Source organism: Pseudomonas sp. PDM22, from assembly GCF_014851965.1.
Classification (GTDB): Bacteria; Pseudomonadota; Gammaproteobacteria; order Pseudomonadales; family Pseudomonadaceae; genus Pseudomonas.
In genome coordinates, this window is sequence record NZ_JACVAR010000001.1 from 144,266 (window position 1) to 168,204 (window position 23,939).

The 23,939-nt window shown below is 65.6% G+C and carries 20 protein-coding genes and 3 tRNA genes; 3 read left to right on the top strand and 20 right to left on the bottom strand.

What is annotated here, in order from left to right:
- Positions 1–86: 86 nt before the first annotated feature.
- Together IB255_RS00660 and IB255_RS00665 are read left to right on the top strand one after the other, a co-directional pair.
- Positions 87–1,205, top strand: coding sequence for a carbon-nitrogen hydrolase family protein (locus IB255_RS00660; protein ID WP_081519378.1), 1,119 nt, complete (start codon positions 87–89; stop codon positions 1,203–1,205).
- Positions 1,202–2,239 carry an AraC family transcriptional regulator gene (locus IB255_RS00665; protein ID WP_081519377.1) on the top strand — a complete coding sequence of 346 codons (1,038 nt, stop codon included), beginning with the start codon at positions 1,202–1,204 and terminating at the stop codon, positions 2,237–2,239. The genes IB255_RS00660 and IB255_RS00665 overlap by 4 nt, the downstream gene beginning before the upstream one ends.
- 252 nt (positions 2,240–2,491) lie before the next feature.
- Here the strand turns inward: IB255_RS00665 and IB255_RS00670 are convergent.
- From IB255_RS00670 to leuC, 20 genes are all read right to left on the bottom strand, one after another.
- A tRNA-Asp gene (locus IB255_RS00670) sits at positions 2,492–2,568 on the bottom strand.
- A gap of 97 nt (positions 2,569–2,665) precedes the next feature.
- A tRNA-Asp gene (locus IB255_RS00675) sits at positions 2,666–2,742 on the bottom strand.
- A 16-nt stretch (positions 2,743–2,758) separates the two neighbouring features.
- A tRNA-Val gene (locus IB255_RS00680) sits at positions 2,759–2,834 on the bottom strand.
- A gap of 278 nt (positions 2,835–3,112) precedes the next feature.
- Positions 3,113–3,871 carry an SDR family oxidoreductase gene (locus IB255_RS00685; protein WP_192209702.1) on the bottom strand — a complete coding sequence of 253 codons (759 nt, stop codon included), beginning with the start codon at positions 3,869–3,871 and terminating at the stop codon, positions 3,113–3,115.
- A 5-nt stretch (positions 3,872–3,876) separates the two neighbouring features.
- Positions 3,877–5,088: an O-succinylhomoserine sulfhydrylase gene (locus tag IB255_RS00690; protein ID WP_081519375.1), complete on the bottom strand. Its 1,212-nt coding sequence runs from the start codon at positions 5,086–5,088 to the stop codon at positions 3,877–3,879.
- 27 nt (positions 5,089–5,115) lie between these two features.
- Positions 5,116–6,621, bottom strand: coding sequence for an amidophosphoribosyltransferase (gene purF, locus IB255_RS00695; RefSeq protein ID WP_081519374.1), 1,506 nt, complete (start codon positions 6,619–6,621; stop codon positions 5,116–5,118).
- A gap of 106 nt (positions 6,622–6,727) precedes the next feature.
- Positions 6,728–7,270: a CvpA family protein gene (locus IB255_RS00700; RefSeq protein ID WP_139791618.1), complete on the bottom strand. Its 543-nt coding sequence runs from the start codon at positions 7,268–7,270 to the stop codon at positions 6,728–6,730.
- A gap of 104 nt (positions 7,271–7,374) precedes the next feature.
- Complete coding sequence (locus IB255_RS00705; protein WP_081519372.1) at positions 7,375–8,031, bottom strand: SPOR domain-containing protein; 657 nt, start codon at positions 8,029–8,031, stop codon at positions 7,375–7,377.
- 22 nt (positions 8,032–8,053) lie between these two features.
- The gene (folC, locus tag IB255_RS00710; RefSeq protein WP_081519371.1) at positions 8,054–9,334 is read right to left on the bottom strand and encodes a bifunctional tetrahydrofolate synthase/dihydrofolate synthase; all 1,281 of its coding nucleotides are present in this window, start codon (positions 9,332–9,334) and stop codon (positions 8,054–8,056) included.
- Positions 9,331–10,206 (bottom strand): acetyl-CoA carboxylase, carboxyltransferase subunit beta, encoded by an 876-nt coding sequence (gene accD, locus IB255_RS00715; RefSeq protein ID WP_081519370.1) that lies wholly within the window; start codon positions 10,204–10,206, stop codon positions 9,331–9,333. The genes folC and accD overlap by 4 nt, the downstream gene beginning before the upstream one ends.
- Before the next feature lie 257 nt (positions 10,207–10,463).
- Positions 10,464–11,087 carry a phosphoribosylanthranilate isomerase gene (locus tag IB255_RS00720; RefSeq protein WP_081519369.1) on the bottom strand — a complete coding sequence of 208 codons (624 nt, stop codon included), beginning with the start codon at positions 11,085–11,087 and terminating at the stop codon, positions 10,464–10,466.
- Between the two features lie 57 nt (positions 11,088–11,144).
- A complete protein-coding gene (gene truA / locus IB255_RS00725) occupies positions 11,145–12,002 on the bottom strand; it encodes a tRNA pseudouridine(38-40) synthase TruA (protein ID WP_081519368.1) in 858 nt (285 codons plus the stop codon).
- Between the two features lie 19 nt (positions 12,003–12,021).
- Positions 12,022–14,895, bottom strand: a complete 2,874-nt coding sequence (locus tag IB255_RS00730) for a FimV family protein (protein WP_192209703.1) — start codon at positions 14,893–14,895, stop codon at positions 12,022–12,024.
- A 168-nt stretch (positions 14,896–15,063) separates the two neighbouring features.
- A complete protein-coding gene (locus IB255_RS00735; RefSeq protein WP_081519366.1) occupies positions 15,064–16,074 on the bottom strand; it encodes an aspartate-semialdehyde dehydrogenase in 1,011 nt (336 codons plus the stop codon).
- Between the two features lie 95 nt (positions 16,075–16,169).
- Entirely contained in the window at positions 16,170–17,333 is a 1,164-nt protein-coding gene (locus IB255_RS00740; protein ID WP_177429493.1) for a FimV family protein, read from the bottom strand.
- A gap of 282 nt (positions 17,334–17,615) precedes the next feature.
- Complete coding sequence (gene asd, locus IB255_RS00745) at positions 17,616–18,728, bottom strand: aspartate-semialdehyde dehydrogenase (RefSeq protein ID WP_045211887.1); 1,113 nt, start codon at positions 18,726–18,728, stop codon at positions 17,616–17,618.
- 80 nt (positions 18,729–18,808) lie between these two features.
- Entirely contained in the window at positions 18,809–19,891 is a 1,083-nt protein-coding gene (gene leuB / locus IB255_RS00750; RefSeq protein WP_192209704.1) for a 3-isopropylmalate dehydrogenase, read from the bottom strand.
- Positions 19,892–19,995: 104 nt separating this feature from the next.
- Positions 19,996–20,760 (bottom strand): class I SAM-dependent methyltransferase, encoded by a 765-nt coding sequence (locus tag IB255_RS00755; RefSeq protein WP_081519363.1) that lies wholly within the window; start codon positions 20,758–20,760, stop codon positions 19,996–19,998.
- 32 nt (positions 20,761–20,792) lie between these two features.
- Entirely contained in the window at positions 20,793–21,437 is a 645-nt protein-coding gene (leuD, locus tag IB255_RS00760) for a 3-isopropylmalate dehydratase small subunit (RefSeq protein WP_081519362.1), read from the bottom strand.
- A gap of 11 nt (positions 21,438–21,448) precedes the next feature.
- Positions 21,449–22,876, bottom strand: coding sequence for a 3-isopropylmalate dehydratase large subunit (gene leuC / locus IB255_RS00765; RefSeq protein ID WP_081519361.1), 1,428 nt, complete (start codon positions 22,874–22,876; stop codon positions 21,449–21,451).
- Positions 22,877–23,042: 166 nt separating this feature from the next.
- Between leuC and IB255_RS00770 the strand changes: the two genes are divergently transcribed.
- Positions 23,043–23,936, top strand: coding sequence for a LysR family transcriptional regulator (locus IB255_RS00770; protein ID WP_017520368.1), 894 nt, complete (start codon positions 23,043–23,045; stop codon positions 23,934–23,936).
- The last annotated feature ends 3 nt before the right edge of the window (positions 23,937–23,939 follow it).

A 23,939-nucleotide genomic window follows, 5' to 3' on the forward strand; every position in this document is an offset into this window, starting at 1 on the left:
AGTTACTGACCAAAGATGACACCCCGTCTTGGCAAGGCCCGGCTCAACCCCTACCCTGTGGTGCATCCCATGAGTACCCGTCCTTTATGCGCAAGCTGATCTTCCTCGTCCTGGTCATCCTCTTCGCCGGTTATGCCGGCTGGGCGGAGCGCCGCCCGGTGGGGCACTACCTGTCCGACCTGCGCAGCGAAGTCTCGCTCAACCAGGGCCAGCCGTCCGAACGCGGCAACCTGCTGGGCGTGCAGCCGGAGCTGTTCACCCAGGACTACCAGAGCGTCGAGCGCCTGCGCCTGAAGTTCCATGCCTACCTGGCCAAGGCCCGCGACGAAGGGCTGATCAACCCGCGCACCGTGGTGGTCTTCCCGGAACACATCGGCACCTGGCTGGTGGCCGCCGGCGAGAAGCCCGAGGTCTACCAGACCGAGCACCTCGCCGAGGCCATGGAATGGATGGCCGCCAGCAACCCGCTGAAACTGGCTCGCGGCTGGCTCGGCGCCAAGGGCGAAGACCGCATGGCCGACGCCCTGTTCCGCATGAAGGCGGTGGACATGGCCCACGACTACCAGACGCTGTTCGGCTCTCTGGCGAAGGAGTTCGGCGTCACCATAGTCGCCGGCTCCATCGTGCTGCCCAACCCGCGCATCGTCGAAGGGCAGATTCGCACGGGCAACGGCCGCCTCTATAACGTCAGCCAGGTCTTCGGCAGCGACGGCCTGCCGCTGGGCAAGCCGCAGCGCAAGCTGTTCCCCATCGACGACGAGAAAGGCTTCACCCGTGGCGGCGACGCCGACGACCTGCAGGTCCTGCAGACCCCGGCCGGGCGCCTGGGCGTGCTGGTCTGCGCCGACAGCTGGTACCCGGCCAGCTACAGCGCGCTGGCCGCGAACAAGCCCGACATCATTGCTGTACCGGCCTTCCTTACCGGCAACGGCAGCTGGAGCAAACCGTGGAAGGGCTACAACGGCGGGGCGACGCCGAACGACGTGACGCTCAAGCCCGGCGAACTCTCCGAAGGCGAAGCCTGGGAACGCCTGGCGCTGGCTGGCCGTCTCGGTGAGAGCGGCGCACGCGCCGGCATCACCGTGTTCTTCCGTGGCCACCTCTGGGACCTGGGCAGCGACGGTCGCAGCCTGGTCGTGAATGGCGACAGCCACACCCTGGCGCCCGACGGCTCCGGCGCGCGCCTGATCAACCTCTGGCTATGAACCGTCCCAGCATGCGCCTCGGCGACCTGTCGGTGGGCTTTGTCCACAGCCTCGCCGATGCGCTGGCGGAAAGCGGCGTCGCCCCGCAACCCCTGCTTCAACAGTACGGACTGGATGCCGCGCGCCTGGGTGAACCCGGCGCGCGCCTGTCGATCCCCCGCTACATGCGCCTCGGCCACGCGGCCATCCAGCAGAGCGGCGACCCCGCCCTCGGCCTGCGCATGGGGCAGTTGAGCCGACCGAGCCAGAGCGGCCTGGCTGGCGTCACCGCCGCCCAGGCACCCAACCTGCGAGCCGCCGCCCGCGCGCTGATCCGCTTCGAGCCGCTCTACGCGCAGAACTACCGCGGCCAGAGCAGCTTCATCGAAGACGCCAGCGGTGCCTGGCTGCGCTTCTACTCCATCAGCCCGTACAACGCGTACAACCGCTTCGTGGTGGATTCGGTTCTGGCCGGCTGGGTGAGCATGCTCGGCAGCATCGGTGCGCAGCCGCTGCGCCCGGAGAAGGTCGAGATCGAGTACCCGGCACCCGCCTGGGCGTCACGCTTCGAAGAGAGACTTGGCTGCCCGGTGGAGTTCGGCGCCGAACACAACCAGCTACGCCTGGACCAGGCAACACTGGCGCGCGCCAACCCGGACCACTGCCCGAGCACCTGGCGGCAATTGCTGGATATCTGCGAGAAGGAACTGGAGCAACTGACCCGCACGCGCAGCCTGCACGAGCGTGTCGCCCAGTTGCTGGGACCGATGCTCAACGGCCGCGAACCGGACCTGGAGGAAGTGGCCGCGCGGCTCAAGCTGCCGACCTGGACACTGCGTCGCAAGCTGGCCGAGGAAGGCACGCAGTTCCGCAGCATCCTCAACGACACCCGGCGGGACCTGGCGATGATCTACATTCGCGACACCGACCTGGCCTTCGGCGAGATCGCCTACCTGCTCGGCTTCGCCTCCGCCGAGGCCTTTCAGCGCGCCTTCAAGCGCTGGAGCGGGCAGCCCCCCGGAGAATTCCGCCGCGCTCAGCGCCACAGCGCCTGATCACATTTCCGTGGCGTCGTCAGCCGGCTCCGGCAGATCCTGTTCCACCGCGTGCAACTCCAGCAGTTCTTCCTGATAGTCGTCCATTGGCTTTTCTCCTGACCGTTCGATCCGGTTTTAGCAAAGACCATGGGAAAAAAGCTAGACGGCAAAGGTGAAGGACCTGTGACAGCGTCTTACAGAAGGACTGTGGGAATTTTCGGGCGGAAACGAAAAAACCCTCAGGTATTGCTACCTGAGGGCTTTCGAATATGGCGCAGCGGACGGGACTCGAACCCGCGACCCCCGGCGTGACAGGCCGGTATTCTAACCGACTGAACTACCGCTGCGTGTCGGTTGGACTTTCGTCCGGTACAGCAACCTCCTTGCGCCTGGAGTGAATCACTCGACAAGCCGGTTCGGGGTAGGAACCAAGGAGGGGGAAAATGGCGCAGCGGACGGGACTCGAACCCGCGACCCCCGGCGTGACAGGCCGGTATTCTAACCGACTGAACTACCGCTGCGCGTAACTTGCGAGAGTGGTGGGTGATGACGGGATCGAACCGCCGACCCTCTGCTTGTAAGGCAGATGCTCTCCCAGCTGAGCTAATCACCCTTCGTCTCGAAGTGGGGCGCATTCTACAGCCGGCAGAACCTAAGTCAATGCCCTGATTGAAATTTTTTTCATTTCTCGCGAAAAAAGTTCGGCGCACCGGCGCCGAGCTCGGTGCGGCCCCAGGTTCGCGAGCAAGCTCGCTCCCACAGAAGAGCTCCGGCGCCAATCCTGCAGGAGCGAGCTTGCTCGCGAACAGACCAACACCTGCACTCCCCGGCGCGGGCCGGAAATGAAAAAGGGCGACCCTCGGGCCGCCCTCCTCTTCCCCACCCCGACACTCAGTCGAGGTAGATCATCTTGCGCGTCATGCCGCCGTCGATCACCAGCTCCTGGCCAGTGACGAAGCCGGCACTGTCGCCGATCAGCCAGGCCACCGCCGAGGCGATGTCCTCTACCGTGCCGACACGGCCGACCAGGTGCTGGTCATGATCCAGCTCGGTCAGCGGCTCGGCCTCGCGCTCGCGCAGGTCGCGGGCATCGATCCAGCCGGGGGAAATCGCGTTGACGCGGATATCCGGGCCCAGGCTGTTGGCCAGGGCGTGGGTCAGCGACAGCAGCCCGCCCTTGCTCGCCGCGTAGGCCTCGGAATTCGGCTCGGACTGGTGAGCCCGAGTGGATGCGATGTTGACGATGGCGCCGCTGTGCGCGCGCAGGTACGGCGCACAGTGCTTGGCCAATAGCATCGGACCGGTGAGATTCACCGCCAGGGTGCGGTTCCACTCGTTCAAGCCCAGGCTCTCCAGCGCCGTGTTGTGCGGCCGGGCGATGGCGGCATTGCTCACCAACGCATCCAGGCGGCCAAACTGGCCGATCAGCTCGGCCACGGCCGCAGCGACCTGCCCTTCACTGGCCACGTCCAGCGCGATGAAGCTGGCGCGCTCACCGAGCGCCGCAGCCACTTTCGGGCCGCGCTCGCGGTCGATGTCCGCCAGCACCACCTGCCAGCCCTCGGCGACCAGCCAGGCAGCGACGCCCAGGCCGAGGCCGTGTGCTGCACCGGTGACCAGCACCACCTGGCCGTTGCCGAGGGCGTCCATTACGCTCACAGCGCCGCCAGGCCTCGCGCCAGGTCGGCCTTGATGTCATCGACATCTTCCAGGCCCACGGCAACGCGGATCAGGTTGTCACGGATGCCGGCGTTCTCGCGCTCCAGCGGCGACAGGCGACCGTGGGAGGTGGTGGCCGGGTGGGCGATGGTGGTCTTGGTGTCACCCAGGTTGGTGGTGATGGAGATCATCCGGGTGGCGTCGATGCAGCGCCAGGCTGCGGCTTTGTCACCCTTTACCTCGAAGCTCACCACCGCGCCGAAGCCCTTCTGCTGACGCTTGGCCAGCTCATGCTGCGAGTGACTGGGCAGGCCAGCGTAGTAAACGCGCTCCACGCCCGGCTGCTGCTCGAGCCACTCGGCGACCAGTTGCGCCGAGGCGCTGTGGGCCTGCATGCGCACGCGCAGGGTTTCGAGGCCCTTGATGAAGATCCAGGCGTTGAACGGGCTGAGCGTCGGGCCGGCGGTACGCAGGAAGCCGACAACCGGCTCCATCTGCGCGCGCCGACCGGCGACTACGCCGCCCATGGTACGGCCCTGGCCGTCGATGTACTTGGTCGCGGAGTGAATCACCACGTCCGCGCCCAGCTTCAGCGGCTGCTGCAGCGCCGGGGTGCAGAAGCAGTTGTCCACCGCCAGCAGCGCGCCCTTGGCATGGGCGATCTCGGCCAGCGCGGCGATATCCACCAGCTCGGCCAGCGGGTTGGACGGCGACTCGACGAAGAACAGCTTGGTGTTCGGCTTGCAGGCCGCTTCCCAGGCCTTCAGGTCGCTCAGCGGCGGGTAGTCCACCTCGATGCCGAAACGCTTGAAGTACTTCTCGAACAGGCTGATGGTCGAGCCGAACACGCTGCGCGAGACCAGTACGTGGTCGCCAGCACTGCACAGGCTCATCACCAGCGAGAGGATGGCCGACATGCCGGTGGACGTGGCCACCGCCTGCTCGGCGCCTTCCAGCGCGGCGATGCGTTCCTCGAAGGTGCGCACCGTGGGGTTGGTGTAGCGCGAGTAGACGTTGCCCGGCACTTCACCGGCGAAACGCGCGGCCGCATCAGCGGCACTGCGGAACACGTAGCTGGAGGTGGTGAACAGGCCTTCGCCGTGTTCAGCCTCCGGGGTGCGGCGTTGCCCGGCGCGCACTGCGAGGGTGTCGAAACCGACGCCCTCCAGGTCGCTGTCCAGCCGGCCGGCTTCCCAATCCTGAGCCATGCCCTGCTCTCCCTATTCGTGTCTGAATCAGTCGTTGTACAGATCGATGATGGCGCTGACCGCGGCACCCTTGGTCTTGGTGGAGTCGTTGCGCGCCTGGTCGATCTTGTTCAGATAGGCTTCGTCGACGTCACCGGTGACGTACTCACCGTTGAACACGGCGCAGTCGAAGTGGTCGATCTTGATCTTGCCGCCCTCGGTGGATTCGATCAGGTCCTGCAGGTCCTGATACACCAGCCAGTCGGCGCCGATCAGCTCGCCGACTTCCTCGGTGCTGCGGTTGTGCGCGATCAGCTCGTGGGCGCTCGGCATGTCGATGCCGTAGACGTTGGGGTAGCGCACCGCCGGAGCGGCGGAGCAGAAGTAGACGTTCTTCGCGCCGGCCTCGCGGGCCATCTGGATGATCTGCTTGCAGGTGGTGCCGCGAACGATGGAGTCGTCCACCAGCATCACGTTCTTGCCGCGGAATTCCAGCTCGATGGCGTTGAGCTTCTGGCGCACCGATTTCTTGCGCGCGGCCTGGCCGGGCATGATGAAGGTACGGCCGATGTAGCGGTTCTTCACGAAGCCTTCGCGGAACTTCACGCCCAGGCGGTTGGCCAGTTCCAGCGCGGCGGTGCGGCTGGTGTCCGGGATCGGGATGACCACGTCGATGTCGTGGTCCGGACGCTCGCGGAGGATCTTGTCGGCCAGCTTCTCGCCCATGCGCAGACGCGCCTTGTAGACCGAGATGCCGTCGATGATGGAGTCTGGACGGGCCAGGTAGACGTGCTCGAAGATGCACGGCGCGTACTGCGGGTTGGCCGCACACTGGCGGGTGTAGAGCTTGCCGTCTTCGGTGATGTACACCGCTTCGCCCGGCGCGAGGTCGCGGATCAGGGTGAAGCCGAGGACGTCCAGGGCCACGCTTTCCGAGGCGATCATGTACTCCACGCCGTTCTCGGTGTGACGCTGGCCGAAGACGATCGGGCGGATCGCATGGGGATCGCGGAAGCCGACGATACCGTAGCCGGTAATCATCGCCACCACGGCGTAGCCACCCACACAACGGGCATGCACGCCGGCAACGGCGGCGAACACATCTTCCTCGGTGGGCTGCAGCTTGTTGCGCACCGCCAGCTCATGGGCGAACACGTTGAGCAGCACTTCCGAGTCGGAGTTGGTGTTCACGTGGCGCAGGTCGGATTCGTAGATTTCCTTGGCCAGCTGCTCGACGTTGGTCAGGTTGCCGTTGTGCGCCAGGGTGATGCCGTAGGGCGAGTTGACGTAGAACGGCTGCGCCTCGGCGGAGCTGGAGCTGCCCGCGGTCGGGTAGCGTACGTGTCCGATGCCGATCTTGCCGACCAGGCGCTGCATGTGGCGCTGCTGGAAGACGTCACGGACCAGGCCGTTGTCCTTGCGCAGGTACAGACGGTCGTCCTGACAGGTGACAATCCCCGCAGCGTCCTGGCCACGATGCTGGAGAACGGTGAGCGCGTCATAGAGCGCCTGATTCACGTTCGACTTGCCCACGATACCGACGATGCCACACATGCGACGCAACCCCTAGTTGGTGTTCAGGCTAAAACAATTCCATATTCGGCAGTATCCACCGGACCTGCCGTAGCGGCGACGGCTACCCGTCGCCTCCACCCACCCGTCACTGGGCCGGCAGCAAGCCACCCACTCCGGAAGGCGGAGTGATGGTAACGCCGGACATCCACTGCCCGGCAAAAGTCAGGATGAAGTTCTTCGACCAGTCGGCGACCATCAGGAAATGCGGCATCAGCACCGATTGCTGCCACCACGGGTCCTGTTGCACCGGCGCAAGGCTCAGCAGACCGACCAGCAAAACCACCAGCAGCACGCCACGGGCGCCACCGAACACCATGCCGAGCACGCGATCGGTGCCGGACATGCCGGTCACCCGCACCAGCTCGCTGATGAGAAAATTGACGAGTGCACCCAGCAGCAGCGTGACGACGAAAAGAAGAGCGCAGGCGGCGATCACACGCCCCGAGGGCAGCTGAATGTAGGGTGCGAGATGCTCGGCCAGGGCGCCGCCAAACATCCAGGCGACCGCACCGGCTACGATCCAGGTGACCAGCGACAGGGCTTCCTTGACGAAACCACGACTCAAGCTGATCAGGCTGGAAACGACGATGATGCCGATCATCGTCCAATCGACCCAGGTAAATGCCACGTTGCGGCCCAGAAACGGAAAGGCCCCGCATTTTAGCAGAGGCCTTCGATTTAGAAGAGCCCCAGTTTGACATGGGGCTGATTGAGAGAAGCTAACGAACGGGCTCAGCCACGCTCAGGCTGGAAACGCACCACGAAACCATTGAGTTTCTGCTGCTTGCCGAGCTGGTCGCGCAGGCGATCCGCCTCGGCGCGCTCGACCACCGGGCCGACAAAGACGCGGTTCATGCCGTCGAAACTGCGCACGTAGGCGTTGTAGCCCTGGCTGCGCAGCGACTTCTGCAGTTCATCGGCACGAGCACGGTTGGACAGGCTGGCCAGTTGCACGGACCAGCTCACTGGCAGGTTGTTGCTATCCAGACGCTGGGCCGGCTGTTGCGCCGGAGCGGCAGGAGCGGCGGCCTGGGCAGGCTGCTGCGCCGGCACGGCCGGTTTGGGAGCAGCCGGCTGCGGGGCCGGAGCCTTGGGCTGGGCCTGCTGGGTCGGCAGACTGGCGATGGGCGCGGAAGGCGCCTGCGCCGGAGCCGCTTCGGCCGGCGGCACGGCGTTATCCGCGTCTTCGGCCTGCGGCTCGGGAACTTCGGTGGGTTGCACTTCGACGGTAGGCATCGCCGGCGGCTTGGGCATCACCGGCGCTTCGACCACCACCTGGCGTACATCATCCTCGCGGGAGAACAGCATCGGCAGGAAGATCACAGCCAGTGCCAGCAGCACCAGCGCTCCGACTACCCGCTGCTTGAGCCCCTTATCGAGCAACGCCATGCACAACTCCCCTTAGGTCTACTTATTGAGCAGCCTTGGCGAGCCACTCCAGGGCATCCGCCACGCTGTAGAACGAACCGAACACCAGAATCTCGTCATCGGTGCCCGCCGCATCGCACTGCGCCACCAGCGCCGCGGCGATATCGCCATGGCCACTGACCTGCGCCCCGCGTGCCTGCAGCGCGGCCTCCAGCTCTGCGGCCGGACGGCTGCGCCCGGTGGGCAGCGGCGCGACGGCCCAATCCTGCACCAAGCCGAGCAAGGGTTCCAGTACGCCGTCGAGGTCCTTGTCCGCCAGCAGGCCGAACACCGCGTGGCGCACACCCTTGGGCGGCGCCGCACGCAGGCGGCTGGCGAGGTATTGCGCTGCGTGCGGATTATGCCCGACGTCGAGCAGCAAGTGGCGCTCTTCGCCATGCCATTGCACGGTTCGGCGATCCAGGCGCCCGGTCACGCGGGTGCGCTGCAGTGCGGCGACCAGTTGCTCGGACTGCCACGGCAGGTCCAGCAAGGCATACACCTGCAAGGCCAGCGCCGCATTCTCCATCGGCAGGTCGAGCAGCGGCAGGTTGTGCAGGCTCAGCGCCTCGCCGGTGGCGGAACGGCCGCGCCAGTGCCAGTCGCCCTCGCCCATCGCCAGGTCGAAATCACGCCCGCGCAGGACCAGCGGCGAGCCGAGCTTGCGAGCCTGCTCCATGATCGGCGCCGGCGGCTCCAGATCACCACAGACGGCAGGCTTGCCGGCGCGGAAGATACCGGCTTTCTCGAAAGCCACGCTTTCGCGGGTGTTGCCCAGCCAGTCGGCGTGATCGATGCCGATGCTGGTGACCGCCGCGACGTCGGAGTCGATCAGGTTGACCGCATCCAGGCGACCGCCCAGGCCGACTTCCAGCACCACGGCATCCAGGTTGGCGCGCTCGAACAGCCAGAAGGCCGCGAGGGTGCCCATTTCGAAGTAGGTCAGGGAGATTTCGCCGCGAGCCGACTCGACAGCGGCGAAGGCTTCGCAGAGCGCCTCATCGCTGGCTTCGACGCCATCGATGAGCACGCGCTCGTTGTAGCGCAGCAGGTGCGGCGAGCTGTAGACGCCGACGCGCTGGCCCTGCTCGCCGAGCAGGGCGGCGAGGAAGGCGCAGGTGGAACCCTTGCCGTTGGTGCCGGTGACGGTCACCACGCGGGGCGCGAGGCGCCCCAGGCCAAGCCGGCCAGCTACTTCACGGGAGCGATCCAGCCCCATGTCGATTGCCGTGGGGTGGAGTTGTTCGAGATAGCTGAGCCAGTCGGCAAGGGTACGTGGGGTCATCCTGCGAGCGCGGTACTTGGAGTGTGGGTGAATTTGGCCAGCAGGCTGGCGAGCCGCTGACGCATTTCCGAACGGTGGACGATCATGTCGATGGCGCCGTGCTCCAGCAGGAACTCGCTGCGCTGGAAGCCCTCAGGCAGCTTCTCGCGCACGGTCTGCTCGATCACCCGCGGGCCGGCGAAGCCGATCAGCGCGCGCGGCTCGCCGACGATCACGTCGCCGAGCATCGCCAGGCTGGCGGAAACGCCGCCGTACACCGGGTCGGTCAGCACGGAAATGAACGGGATGCCCTCTTCGCGCAGGCGGGCCAGCGCGGCGGAGGTCTTGGCCATCTGCATCAGGGAGATCAGCGCTTCCTGCATGCGCGCGCCACCCGAGGCGGAGAAGCAGATCATCGGGCAACGGTTTTCCAGGGCGTAGTTGGCAGCACGCACGAAGCGCTCACCGACGATGGAGCCCATGGAGCCGCCCATGAAGGAGAACTCGAAGGCGCTGACCACGACCGGCAGGCCCATCAGCTTGCCGCTCATGGAGATCAGCGCGTCCTTCTCGCCGGTGTCTTTCTGCGCGGCGGTCAGGCGGTCCTTGTACTTCTTGCTGTCGCGGAACTTCAGGCGATCCACCGGCTCCAGCTCGGCGCCCAGCTCCTCGCGGCCTTCCTCATCGAGGAAGATATCGATGCGCGCGCGGGCGCCGATACGCATGTGGTGATCGCACTTGGGGCAGACGTCGAGGGTCTTTTCCAGCTCCGGACGGTACAGCACCGCCTCGCAGGACGGGCACTTGTGCCACAGGCCTTCCGGTACCGAGCTCTTCTTCGCCTCGGAACGCATGATGGAAGGGATCAGCTTGTCTACCAGCCAGTTGCTCATGCTCTCGTCTCCAGTGCAGCGGCACGGCGCGATGGGTTGCGCGTGCCCCTGAGCAAATTCATCGTCGCGGTTCCGACCTCAAGGCCGGAACCCCTCGCAAACAAAGGCGCCGCCTGGGGCGTCGCCACGGATACAGCACTCGATGCGGGTCGCCGATGGACAAGACTGCCAACACCGACAACTCCCAGCGCCACCCACGGGCAGCGATTGGGTAGTGGACGGCGGCAGGCCGCTCGTCGTCACATGAAGATTCCGCGTCACGCCACCGAACGACACTGCGCGATGAAATCGCGGATCTTCTGCGCATCCTTTATGCCCTTGCTCGCCTCCACCCCGCCGCTCACATCCACGGCGTAAGGGCGCACCTGGGCAATGGCATCTGCCACGTTGGCGACCGTCAGGCCGCCGGCCAGGATCAAAGGACGCTGCACATCCTTCGGCACCAGCGACCAGTCGAAAGCCAGCCCGGTTCCACCAGGAATGCCCTCCACGTAGGTATCGAGGAGGAAGCCACTGGCCTGCGGATACTTCGCGATCTGCGCCGCCACGTCGTCGCCCGGCTTCACGCGCAGGGCCTTGAGGTAGCGCTTGTGCCAGCCGGAGCAGGCTTCGGGCGTCTCGTCACCATGGAACTGCAGCACGTCCAGCGGCACCGCATCGAGGATTTCCCCCAGCTCGCAGCGACTGGCATCGACGAACAGGCCGACGGTACTGACGAAGGGCGGCAGCGCAGCGACTATCGCCCGCGCCTGCTGGATGCTCACCGCGCGCGGGCTCTTGGCATAGAACACCAGGCCGATGGCGTCGGCCCCCGCCTCGGCGGCGGCCAGGGCATCCTCGACTCGGGTAATACCGCAGATTTTGATGCGAACGGCGGACAAGATGCAGCAACCTTCAGGCAAGTGATCGATCGATGGTAGCAAATGACCCCGGCATCGTCAGCCGACGATATCCGGCAAACTTGAAAGGAAATGTGGCCCCACATACCGCTCGGGCAGCACGAACTCCTCCGGATATTCCACGCCCACCAGGTACAGCCCGTAAGGGTGCGCGGTGATGCCGCTGGCGCGCCGATCGCGCGCGGCCAGCGCTTCGGCCGCCCATTCCACCGGGCGCTCGCCGGCACCGATGGTCATCAGCATCCCGGCAAAGTTGCGCACCATGTGATGCAGGAAGGCATTGGCGCGGACATCCAGCACGATGAAGCGCCCGTGCTCGATCACCTCGAGGTGGTGCACCGTCTTGATGGCCGACTTGGCCTGGCACTGCACCGCGCGGAACGAGGTGAAGTCATGGGTGCCGACCAGCGCGCGGGCCGCCTCGCGCATGCGCGAGACATCCAGCGGGCGGTGGTTCCAGGTGACCTCTTCGGCCATGTGCGCCGGGCGGATCTGGTCGTTGTAGATCACGTAGCGATAGCGCCGCGCCATGGCAGTGAAGCGCGCATGGAAATGCGCCGGCATCACCTTGGCCCAGGTCACGCTGATGTCGTTGGGCAGGTTGGCATTGGTGCCCATGACCCAGGCGATGAGCGAGCGCTCGGCGGTGGTGTCGAAATGCACCACCTGCCCGCTCGCGTGCACCAGCGCATCGGTACGACCCGCGCACATCAGGGATACCGGATGGTCAGCCACCCGGGACAGCGCTTTTTCCAGCGCGCCCTGCACGGTCGGCACACCATTTTCCTGGCGCTGCCAGCCGCGATAGCGCGAGCCTTTGAATTCGACGCCCAGGGCAATCCTGGAAACGCCAACGGCGGCCGATTCGGCCGCCGCTGAGGGTACTGCTTCAATCATCTATCTGGAGCCTTCCGGCTCAGGCGATACGCCCGAGCAGTTCGCGAGCTTCCTGCTGCTGGTTGTCGTTACCCTCGGTGATGACTTCATCGAGGATGTCGCGGGCGCCTTCAGTGTCGCCCATGTCGATGTAGGCACGCGCCAGGTCGAGCTTGGTGGCCGCTTCGTCGGCGCCGGAGAGGAAGTCGAAATCGTCTTCGTCGTCAGCACCTTCGCCCGGCAGGTCCAGATCGCTGGCGGCGAAGCCTTCGTCTGCCAGCGGCTCGACCGGAGCCTGCGGCTCTTCGTTCTGCCCGGAGAGACGGTCCAGCTCGGCGCTGACCTCGTCCAGTTGGGCGGCAAAGCTGTCGTCGGCCTTGGCCGGCGCCGGCTCGTCATCCGCCAGGGACAGGTCGAAATCGTCCGGCAGGTCGTCGGCTTGCGGCGCCTTGCTCTCGATATCCAGGGTGAACTCCTCGGGGCTCACGCCGGACAGCGATGCGGTGTCGTCGTCCAGGCCCAGCAGGAAGTCATCTTCCGCCGAAGCCAAGGTGGATTGGGTATCTTTCTCCAGATCCTTGTCCAGGTCCAGGGAGAAGTCGCTCAGGTCATCGACCAGCGACGGAGCCTCGACCTTGGCAACCGGCTCTTCCGGCAGATCCAGATCGAAGGCGAAGTCGTCCTCGGCCTTCGCGCTTGGCGCCGCGGCCGGCGAACCGCCCAGGCTCAGGTCGTCGTCCAGGTCGAAGCTGCCGAAGGACAGTTCGTCGCCCTGCTGCGCGACCGGAGCGGCGGGCTTGTCGTCACCCAGCTCGAGGTCGTCCAGCGCCAGGTCGAAGGCGTCATCCAGATCACTGTGCGACTGAGTGGCAGGCTCGGCGGCCGGCGGAGTCGGCTCCACTTCGAAGTCGTCCAGGCTGAACCCATCGAGGTCGTCGTCAGCAGTCGCTGCGGCAGCAGCCAGACCACCACCCACGGCAGCGAGGGTGACCATGCCCGGGTAACGGGATTTCAGTTGCTCCACCTGCGGCTCGGCACCGCCGATCTCGCGCAGTTCGTTTTCCTGACGGGCGAAACCTTCGCGATCACCGATCTCGGCATAGACCTCCATCAGCTTCAGGCGCAGGTCGGTGCGCTGCGGCTCGTCGTAGATGGCACCCTGCAGCAGTTCGGCAGCCTGGTTGAAGCGGCCGTAGGCGATGTAGATGTCTGCCTCGCCCAGTGCATCGCTGGTCTGCGCAGCCACACGCTCTGGCGCAGCCTGAGCCGGGGCGGCAACCTCGGCGGCCTGCGGCACGACCAGGGCATCCAGCTCGCTGCCGGCAAGGGTCAGGTCGTCATCGAGATGCGGCTCGTCATCACCGGCGTAGGCAGCGAGGCTTTCCTGCTCCTTGGCGGCGCGACGGCGGGAAATGATCATCAGCAGGACCAGCAGGGCCAGCAGCGCGCTGCCGGCGATGGCACCCAGCCAGATCGGATTGGCGAGAATCTCGTCCACGATGCCGGTCTCGGCCTGCTCGACCGGTGCGGCAACAGGAGCGGGAGCCGGTTTCGGCTTCTCCGCTTCCGGCGCGGGGGTCGCTGCGGCAGGAGCCGGTGCGGGCGCCGGAGCCGGTTGCGGTTGCGCCTCGGCGGCAGGTGCCGGCGGGGTGCCTGCGTCGCCACCCGGAGCCGGCGCAGCCGGTTGTTCTGCGACGGCCGGAGCCGGCTGAGTCGCGAGCTGGGCAGCCGAATCGGCGCCCGGCACGGGAACCGGAACGGCGCCATTGGCGGCAGCAGCCTTGTCGTTGCCCAGTTCGTTCTGCAGCTTGGCCAGCTGGGCATCCTTGAGCGCGATGAGCTTCTGCAGCTTGTCCATCTGGCTCTGCAGGTCGGTCATGCGGCTGTTCAGCTCGTCGTTCTCGCGACGGGTGCTGTCCAGGCTTTCCTTGGTGACGGCCAGCTTGTCAGCGACGGCCTGGCCGTCCTTGCTGCCCTTGTCGCCACCCTTGGCCTTGCCATTCTCACCAGAGAGCAGGCGCAGGCTGTCCTTGGTTTCGGCCTGGGCCGGAGCGTTACCGGCATTGGCGCGCGGCGTGGCATCCAGCTGACGGGCGCCGCCGGTGGGCAGGCTGCGGCCTTCGCGCCAGGCGGTGTACTGCTGGTTGACCTCGGTCACTGCAGCCGGCTGGGTGCGCGCCTTGATCTGCTCGGCATCGGGCAGACGCAGCACCTGGCCGCTCTTCAGGCGGTTGATGTTGCCGCCGAGGAAGGCATCGGGATTGAGGTCCTGGATCGCCAGCATGGTCTGCTGGACGGAAACGCTGCCATCCGGGCGCGCACGAGCGGCGATTTCCCAGAGGGTGTCATTCTTGCCGGTGCGGTACTCGTTGCCTTCCAGGCGACGAGCCGGCGCGGGCGGAGTAGCGCTGGGCGCGGGAGTCGCACGCGGCGCGGCTGTGGCGGACGGGCGCACTACCGGAGCGGGTACGGCCATCGGCGCGCGCGGCACGGCGGCGGCGGTCTGCGGCGAATACAGCGGCGGGTCCAGCAGCACGGTGTACTCGCGCAGCAGACGGCCATTGGGCCAGAGCACTTCCACGAGGAAGTTCAGGTAGGGTTCCTGCACCGGCCGGTCGGAGGTCACGCGGATGACGCTCTTGCCATTCGGCTTGACGATGGGCGTGAATTTCAGCCCGGTCAGGAAGTACTGACGGTCGACGCCGGCCTTGTTGAAATCCTCCGGCGAAGCCAGCTTCGGGATTACCTCGGCCGCGGACAGGTCTCGAACTTCGACCAGCTCGATTTCGGCATCCAGCGGCTGGTTCAGCGCCGAACGCAGGTGGATATCCCCCAACCCCAACGCATGCGCCATGCCCGAGGTCAGTGCCGAAGCAGCTGCGATTGCCTGCACCAGTTTGCGAAGCCGGACCATATATTAATCCCTTGTTTTAATAGCTTTTTTCTGGATTAGAACAACGTCTAACGGGCGCCGCTGCCCACTACACCTTCCGTTTTCACGGCGGTGCTCTCCCCTGTCAGCGACGTTCCCGGCCAGTATTGCCAAGCTAGAATACTTCTTCAAATATTCGGTAAGTATCTTTTACAGATAGTGTTTTATCAACAATTCGCCCAAGTTCACAGCATTTAGGGCTGCGCCTTTTCTCACATTATCTGACGCAATCCACAAATTCAGTTCGCACGAATCTGTCAGACCGGTCCGTAGGCGACCGACGTAAACACTATCCTGCCCCTGTGCATCACCGATGACAGTCGGGTAATCGTCTTCCACCAGCTCGATGCCGTCGGCCGCATCCAGGGCAACGCTGACTGCCGCCAGGGAAACCGGCTCTGCCGTCCTGATGGAAAGCATCAGGGTATCGCCGAAGAATACCGGCGCCAGACTGCAGGTAACGCTCAGGCCATCCTTCAGCTCAGGGAACAGCACGGCAAGCTCTGCCGCGATGCGGCGCTCGACCACGGAATAACCCTGCGCATCGACGTCGCCCACTTGCGCCAGCATGTTGAAGGCGAACTGGCGATCCACCAGTCGCGGCTCCAGCGGACGAGCATTGAGCAGCTCCGCGGTCTGCCGCGCCAGCTCCTGCACACCCTCGCGCCCCAGTGCGGAAGCGGACAGGCAGGCGCTCACAGTGACCTGGCGAAGCTCCAGCACGCCACGCAGCGCGGCAAGCACTTCGGCAACCTCGGCGGCCGGCGCTGCCGGGGCGGCAATCACAGCGGGCAGCTGCAGGGTTTCGACAGCCTCAGCATTCACGCAGGCCTGGGCCAGCAGCGCGGCGGCATTGCTCAGCGATGCACCACTGAGATCGATCACGCTGCAACCGGCGGCGCTGGCACGGGCGGCGCAATCGGCAGCGGCCTCGGCGCCTACGGAAAGGAAGGCCACGCGCACCTTGGCGAAGTCGAAATCATCAAGCTTGCCGACCCGGATGTTGCGCCCGCGGAAGGCAACCGACTTGCCGGCGGATTCGCCGCTGGCCAGCAGATACAGGTTGGCGACGGGGAAGTCGCGCTCTTCCAGCAGTTCGACCAAAGCCTCGCCAACGAGTCCTGTGGCGCCTACTACGGCGATGTCGAGTGTTTCAGGCATCCGGTGTCTCACAATCGGTGGGTAAAGTAGCGCAGCACTTTACTGCCCCCACCGGCGGCGAAGCAATTGAGGGCTCCGCCGCCTATCGCCGCAGATCAGGGGCGCGGCGCACCGTCCGTAGCCTGGGCGGTCAGCGGCGCCGTCACCTGGGCGACGCCCCCGGCTGCAGCCTGCGGATTGCCTGCCTGCGGAGCGGCCTGGGTCTTGGCGCGATCCTGCTCGGCCAGACGCGCAATCAGGCCGGCGATCTGCGAGTCCTTCAGCTCGATCAGCTTGTTCAGCTTCTGGGTCTGGCTCTCCAGGTCGGAAATCCGGCTGCGCAGTTCATCGCCCTCGCGACGGGCGCTGTCCAGACCTTCCTGGGCCACGGCCAGTTGCTCGGCCTCGACCTTGCCCTTGTCCTTGCCCGGCTGGCCGGAGATCAGGCGCAGGTTGTCGCGCTCTTCGGCCTTTGCCGGCGCGCTGCCCGCCTCCGCCTTGTGGGTGGCGTCCAGCTGGCGCCCCTGCTGGGCCAGTTGCGGATTGCGCCTGGCTTTCCACTCGGAATTCTGGGTTTCGACATGGGCCACTGCCTGGGCGTGGCTCTGCTCGCGAACCTGCTGCTCGCTGGGCAGGCGCAGCACCTGGCCGACCTTGATGCGATTGACGTTGCCGTCGACGAAGGCATCCGGGTTCATGCGCTGGATCGCGGCCATGGTCTGCATGACCGAAACACTGCTGGACGGACGGTTGCGCGAAGCGATGTCCCACAGCGCGTCGTTGCGCTGGATGCGATAGCTGTCAGCCGGCGCATTGGCGACCGCCGGCACCATCGGTTGCGCCTGCGGCGCGCGAACTGCCGCCACCGGCGCGATGGCCGGCGGCGTCACGGGACTGGCCACATAGGTCGGCGGGTCCAGCAGCAAGGTGAATTCGCGCACCAGGCGACCCTGCGGCCAGACCACCTGCAGGACGAAGTTCACGTAGGGCTCGCGAATCGGCTTGGACGAGCTGACGTGAATGACGCCACGGCCGTTCTTGCCGACGTCGGGCGTGAACTTCAGCCCGCTGGTGACCACGTTGCGGTCCACACCCAGGCGCTCGAAGTCATCTGCCGAGGCAAGACTCACCACCACCTCCTCGGAGCTCAGGTCAGCCACGCCGCGCAGGTCGATATTGGCCGAGAGGGTCTGCCCCAGCGCTGCCCGCGAGGAGATGTCACCCAGCTCCAGGGCGCCTGCCATGCCCGGCATGAACGCCGCGGCGACTGCCGTCGCCAACCACAATCTGTGTAACCGAGCCATTTTCTCCCCCGCTGCTTGCTTGCCGTCGGCCGGCGCGAAAGGCGCGCCGAAACCTGTCCCCATGGACGGGCTGCGAGGATAACGACTGGTTCCCGGTGGCTTTTCCGGGTGCGTCACAGAAACCGGCGCCAAAGAGCCGACAGTCAGACGGACTGGCGTTTTTGTGCGGCGGTTCACCTACACACAGGGAACTTCTCGTGCTCCTCAAAGCACGACGCCGGCTCAGGGCCGGCGTCGTGGGGGTCACTCAGAGGCGAATCAACGCTCGAGCAGGATGCGCAGCATGCGGCGCAGCGGCTCGGCGGCGCCCCACAGCAGCTGGTCGCCCACGGTGAAGGCGCCCAGGTACTGAGTGCCCATGTTGAGCTTGCGCAGACGGCCAACCGGAACGCTCAGGGTGCCGGTGACGGCCGCAGGAGTCAGTTCGCGCATGCTGATCTCGCGCTGGTTCGGGATCAGCTTGACCCAGGGGTTGTGCTGGCTGATCAGGCCTTCGATGTCCGCGATGGGCACATCCTTGTTCAGCTTGATGGTCAGCGCCTGGCTGTGGCAGCGCATGGCGCCGATGCGCACGCAGATGCCGTCCACCGGGATCGGGTTCTTGAAGCGGCCGAGGATCTTGTTGGTCTCGGCCTGGCCTTTCCACTCTTCGCGGCTCTGGCCGTTGGGCAGTTCCTTGTCGATCCACGGGATCAGGCTGCCGGCCAGCGGCGCGCCGAAGTTCTCGGTGGGCATGGCGTCGCTGCGGATGGCTTCGGCGACCTTGCGGTCGATGTCGAGGATGGCGCTGGACGGGTTGGCCAGGTCATCGGCGACGGAAGCGTTGATGGCGCCCATCTGCTTGATCAGCTCGCGCATGTTCTGCGCGCCGGCACCCGAGGCCGCCTGGTAGGTCATGGCGCTCATCCACTCGACCAGGCCGGCTTCGAACAGGCCGCCCAGGGCCATCAGCATCAGGCTGACGGTGCAGTTGCCGCCGATGTAGTTCTTGGTGCCGGCATCCAGCGAGTTGTCGATGACCTTGCGGTTCACCGGGTCGAGGACGATGACCGCGTCATCCTGCATGCGCAGGCTGGAAGCGGCGTCGATCCAGTAGCCCTGCCAGCCGGCTTCGCGCAGCTTGGGGAAGACTTCGCTGGTGTAGTCGCCGCCCTGGCAGGTCAGGATGACGTCGAGGGTTTTCAGTTCCTCGATGCTGTAGGCGTCCTTCAGGGGGGCAATGTCCTTGCCAATGGACGGGCCTTCGCCACCCACGTTGGAGGTGGTGAAGAACACCGGCTCGATCAGGTCGAAGTCCCGCTCTTCCAGCATCCGCTGCATGAGCACCGAACCCACCATGCCACGCCAACCGATCAGACCTACACGCTTCATCGCTACTACACCTTCAAATATTTAGAGGGCCGTCGTTCCCGCCTTCGTACAAGAGCGCGGGAACGAGCGAGCCGGACAGATTACAGATTCCGCAGTGCTGCGACTACCGCGTCGCCCATTTCGCGGGTACCGACCCTGGTGCAGCCTTCGGACCAGATGTCACCGGTACGCAGGCCCTGGTCGAGCACCAGGCTCACGGCCTTCTCGATGGCGTCGGCGGCGGCGCCTTCGTTGAAGGTGTAACGCAGCATCATCGAGACCGAGAGGATGGTCGCCAGCGGGTTGGCGATGCCCTTGCCGGCGATGTCCGGCGCGGAACCGTGGCAAGGCTCGTACATGCCCTTGTTGTTCGAATCCAGCGAGGCAGAAGGCAGCATGCCGATGGAGCCGGTGAGCATGGAAGCCTCATCCGACAGGATGTCGCCGAACATGTTGTCGGTGACCATCACGTCGAACTGCTTGGGTGCGCGGACCAGCTGCATGGCGGCGTTGTCGACGTACATGTGCGACAGCTCGATATCCGGGTAGTCCTTGGCGACTTCCTCGACCACTTCGCGCCACAGCTGGCTGGAAGCCAGGACGTTGGCCTTGTCCACCGAGCACAGCTTCTTGTTGCGCACGCGGGCCATGTCGAAGCCGACACGGGCGATGCGGCGGATTTCGCTTTCGCTGTACGGCAGGGTGTCGTACGCCTGGCGCTCGCCGTTCTCCAGCACGCGCTGCTCGCGCGGTTGGCCGAAGTAGATGCCGCCGGTCAGCTCGCGCACGATGAGGATGTCCAGGCCGGCGACCACTTCGGGCTTCAGGCTGGAGGCATCGGCCAGTTGCGGATAGAGGATGGCGGGACGCAGGTTGCCGAACAGGCCCAGTTGCGAGCGGATCTTCAACAGGCCGCGCTCGGGGCGGATGTCACGCTCGATCTTGTCCCATTTCGGGCCGCCCACGGCGCCCAGCAGCACCGCGTCGGAGTTGCGCGCGCGCTCCAGGGTCTCGTCGGCCAGCGGTACGCCGTGCTTGTCGATGGCGGCGCCGCCGATCACGTCTTCGGTCAGTTCGAAGCCCAGGGCGAACTTGTCGTTGGCCAGCTCCAGCACCTTGACCGCTTCGGCCATGATTTCCGGGCCGATGCCGTCGCCGGGGAGAACCAGAATCTGTTTGCTCATCTTTCTGCTCACTTTTTGAAAGTCGCTTGGCAAATAAAGCCGCTTGGCAAATAACGTAACGCCCCGGATGGCTCGCGCCATCCGGGGCGGTCAGAACCTTGAGATCAGCGCTCCGCCCAGAGCACCAGCACGTCGGTGCTGAAGGAACCCTCGGCGTCGATCTCGAAATACTCGCGCACCTCGTCACCCATCGAAAGCTGCAGGGCACGAATGGCCTGGCGCATCACCTCGGGGGTGCGCATGCGCTCGACCCAGGAAGTGAACTCCAGGCGCAGGCGCTGGCGCTTCTGCGCAGTCACCGCAAGCCCCGCCTCACCCACTAAACGCGCCCACTCCGACGGGGAGTAGTCACGCACATGGCTGGTGTCGCGCAAGACCTCGACAGTCTGCAGATAGGTGTCCAGCAGAGGCAAGCCCGGCGCCGCGACATCGATGAAGCAGACCACGCCGCCCGGCTTGAGCACCCGGCGCACTTCGCGCAGCGCCTGGCCGACATCCCGCCAGTGGTGCGCGGAATAGCGGCTGAAGACGAAGTCGAACTCACCATCCTCGAACGGCAGCTGCTCGGCGGCACCACAGCGCGTGGCGATGTTGCCCAGGCCGCGCTCGGCGGCGGCCGAGGCCACCACGTCGAGCATCTGCTGGGACAGGTCGTAGGCCACCACCTCGCCGGCCAGCGGCGCGACGTTGAAGCTCACATGCCCTGCCCCGCACCCCAGATCGAGCACGCGCGCACCGGTAGTCGCCGACAGTCGCTCGCGCAGCTGGGCGAATTCCTCGCCCTGGGCGTGTACGGCACTGGTCAGGTAAGCGTTGGCCTGGGCGCCGAACTGGCGCTGGACCACTTGCTCGTGGCGACTCTCGGTCATGCTGCTCTCCTTACAGAGTGATGCGGCGCCGCTCAGGCGTCGCGGAACAACCAGGGCTGCTGCTGCTTGTAGCCGCCTTCGAAACTGCGGATCGCATCGGCGTCCTGCAGGGTCAGGCCGATGTCGTCCAGGCCGTTGAGCAGGCAGTGCTTGCGGAACGCGTCCACGTCGAAGCTGTACTGCTTGCCGTCCGGGCGGGTCACGGTTTGCGCGGCGAGGTCGACGGTCAGTTGGTAACCCTCGGTGGCTTCGCACTGGGCGAACAGCTCGTCGACTTCCTCGTCCTTCAGGATGATCGGCAGCAGGCCGTTCTTGAAGCTGTTGTTGAAGAAGATGTCGGCGAAGCTCGGCGCGATCACGGTACGGAAGCCGTACTCGTCCAGCGCCCACGGCGCGTGCTCGCGGGAGGAACCGCAACCGAAGTTCTCACGGGCCAGCAGCACGCTGGCACCCTGGAAGCGCGGGAAGTTGAGGACGAAGTCCTTGTTCACCGGACGCTTGGAGTTGTCCTGGTTCGGCTGGCCGACGTCGAGGTAGCGCCACTCGTCGAACAGGTTCGGGCCGAAGCCGGTGCGCTTGATCGACTTGAGGAATTGCTTGGGGATGATCTGGTCGGTGTCGACGTTGGCACGGTCGAGCGGCGCAACGAGACCGGTGTGCTGGGTAAAGGCTTTCATGTTCGGTCTCCTCAGGCCTGCATCAATTCACGTACGTCGATGAAACGACCGGTCACGGCAGCCGCGGCGGCCATCGCCGGACTCACCAGGTGGGTACGACCACCGGCGCCCTGGCGGCCTTCGAAGTTGCGGTTGGAGGTGGAAGCGCAATGCTCGCCGCTCTCCAGGCGGTCCGGGTTCATCGCCAGGCACATGGAGCAGCCCGGTTCGCGCCACTCGAAGCCGGCTTCGATGAAGATCTTGTCCAGGCCTTCCTGTTCCGCCTGGGCCTTCACCAGGCCCGAGCCCGGTACGACCAGCGCCTGCTTGACGGTGGCAGCGACCTTGCGGCCCTTGGCCACGGCGGCGGCGGCACGCAGGTCTTCGATGCGTGAGTTGGTGCAGGAGCCGATGAAGACGCGGTCCAGCTGGATGTCGGTGATCGCCTGGTTGGCGTTCAGGCCCATGTACTTGAGGGCACGGACGATGGAATCGCGCTTGACCGCATCGGCTTCGGCCGCCGGGTCCGGCACGTTCTGGTCGACCGCGAGGACCATCTCCGGGGAAGTCCCCCAGCTGACCTGCGGCTTGATGTCCTCGGCACGCAGCTCGACGATGGTGTCGAAGTGCGCGTCGGCGTCGGAAACCAGGTCGCTCCAGGCTTCAACAGCCTTGGCCCAGTCGCTGCCTTGCGGCGAGAACGGACGGCCCTTCACGTATTCGACGGTCTTCTCGTCGCACGCCACCATGCCGACGCGAGCGCCCGCCTCGATGGACATGTTGCAGATGGTCATGCGGCCTTCCATGGACAGGTCGCGAATGGCGCTGCCGGCGAACTCCAGGGCATGGCCGTTGCCGCCCGCGGTGCCGATCTTGCCGATCACCGCGAGGACGATGTCCTTGGCAGTCACGCCGAAGGGCAATTTGCCTTCCACGCGGACCTGCATGTTCTTCATCTTCTTGGCGACCAGGCACTGGGTGGCGAGCACGTGCTCCACTTCGGAGGTGCCGATGCCATGGGCCAGCGCACCGAAGGCGCCGTGGGTCGAGGTGTGCGAGTCGCCGCAGACCACGGTCATGCCCGGCAGGGTCGCGCCCTGCTCCGGGCCGACGACGTGGACGATGCCCTGGCGGACGTCGTTCATCTTGAATTCGAGGATGCCGAAGTCATCGCAGTTCTCGTCCAGGGTCTGGACCTGGATGCGCGACACTTCATCGGCGATGGCCGCGAGGCCACCCTTGCGCTCGACCTGGGTGGTCGGCACGTTGTGGTCCGGGGTCGCGATGTTCGCGTCGATGCGCCACGGCTTGCGGCCGGCCAGGCGCAGACCTTCGAAGGCCTGCGGCGAGGTCACTTCATGGAGGATGTGGCGGTCGATGTAGATGAGCGACGAACCATCGTCACGGCGCTTCACCTCGTGCATTTCCCAGAGTTTGTCGTAGAGCGTCTTGCCGGCCATCAGAGAGTCCTCATCAGCGTCTTTCTATGCCCCTTGGGCTTGTGGGGATGATCCTATGGAAAGGCACCGAATAACTCAAATTCATATTTTTTATCCAAAGGATTCCCACGAGGAATACGGTGCGTTATAAAAGTCGGGCGCCGCTTCCAGAGCGCAGGGAGTCGACATGGACCTGACCAGCCTCAACACCTTCCTCGCCATCGCCGAATCCGGCAGCTTCTCCGAAGCCGGCGAGCGCCTGCACCTGACCCAACCGGCGGTCAGCAAGCGCATCGCCGCGCTGGAGAACCAGCTGGGAGTAAGGCTGTTCGACCGCGTCGGCCGCGAAGTGACCCTCACCGAGTCCGGCCGCGCCCTGCTGCCGCGCGCCTACCAGATCCTCAGCGTGCTGGACGACACCCGTCGCGCGCTGACCAACCTGAACGGCGAGGTGAGCGGCCGGCTGGTCCTGGCCACCAGTCACCACATCGGCCTGCACCGACTGCCGCCGCTGCTGCGCGCCTTCACCAAGGCCCACCCGCAGGTGGCGCTGGATATCCAGTTCTGCGACTCGGAAGTGGCCTACGAAGAAATTCTCCATGGCCGCGCCGAACTGGCCGTGATCACCCTCGCCCCGGAAACCGCCGAACCGGTGCGCGCCGTGCCGGTGTGGGATGACCCGCTGGACTTCGTCGCCGCCCCCGAGCACCCGCTGTCGGTGCAGGGCCCGGTATTCCTTGCCGACGTGGCGCGGCACCCGGCGGTGTTCCCCGGCGGAAACACCTTCACCCACCACATCGTGCGGCGCATGTTCGAGGCCGAGGGCCTGACGCCGAACATCGGCATGAGCACCAACTACATGGAGACCATCAAGATGATGGTTTCCATCGGCCTGGCCTGGAGCGTCCTGCCGCGCACCATGCTCGATGACAGCGTCGTGCGCCTGCCACTGCAGGACATCCAGCTCAGCCGCCAGCTGGGCTACATCCTGCATACCGAACGCACGCTGTCCAACGCCGCGCGGGCCTTCATGCGCCTGCTCGACGCCCAGGCGGCCGGGCTTGCGCCTGTCGCGGCCTAACCT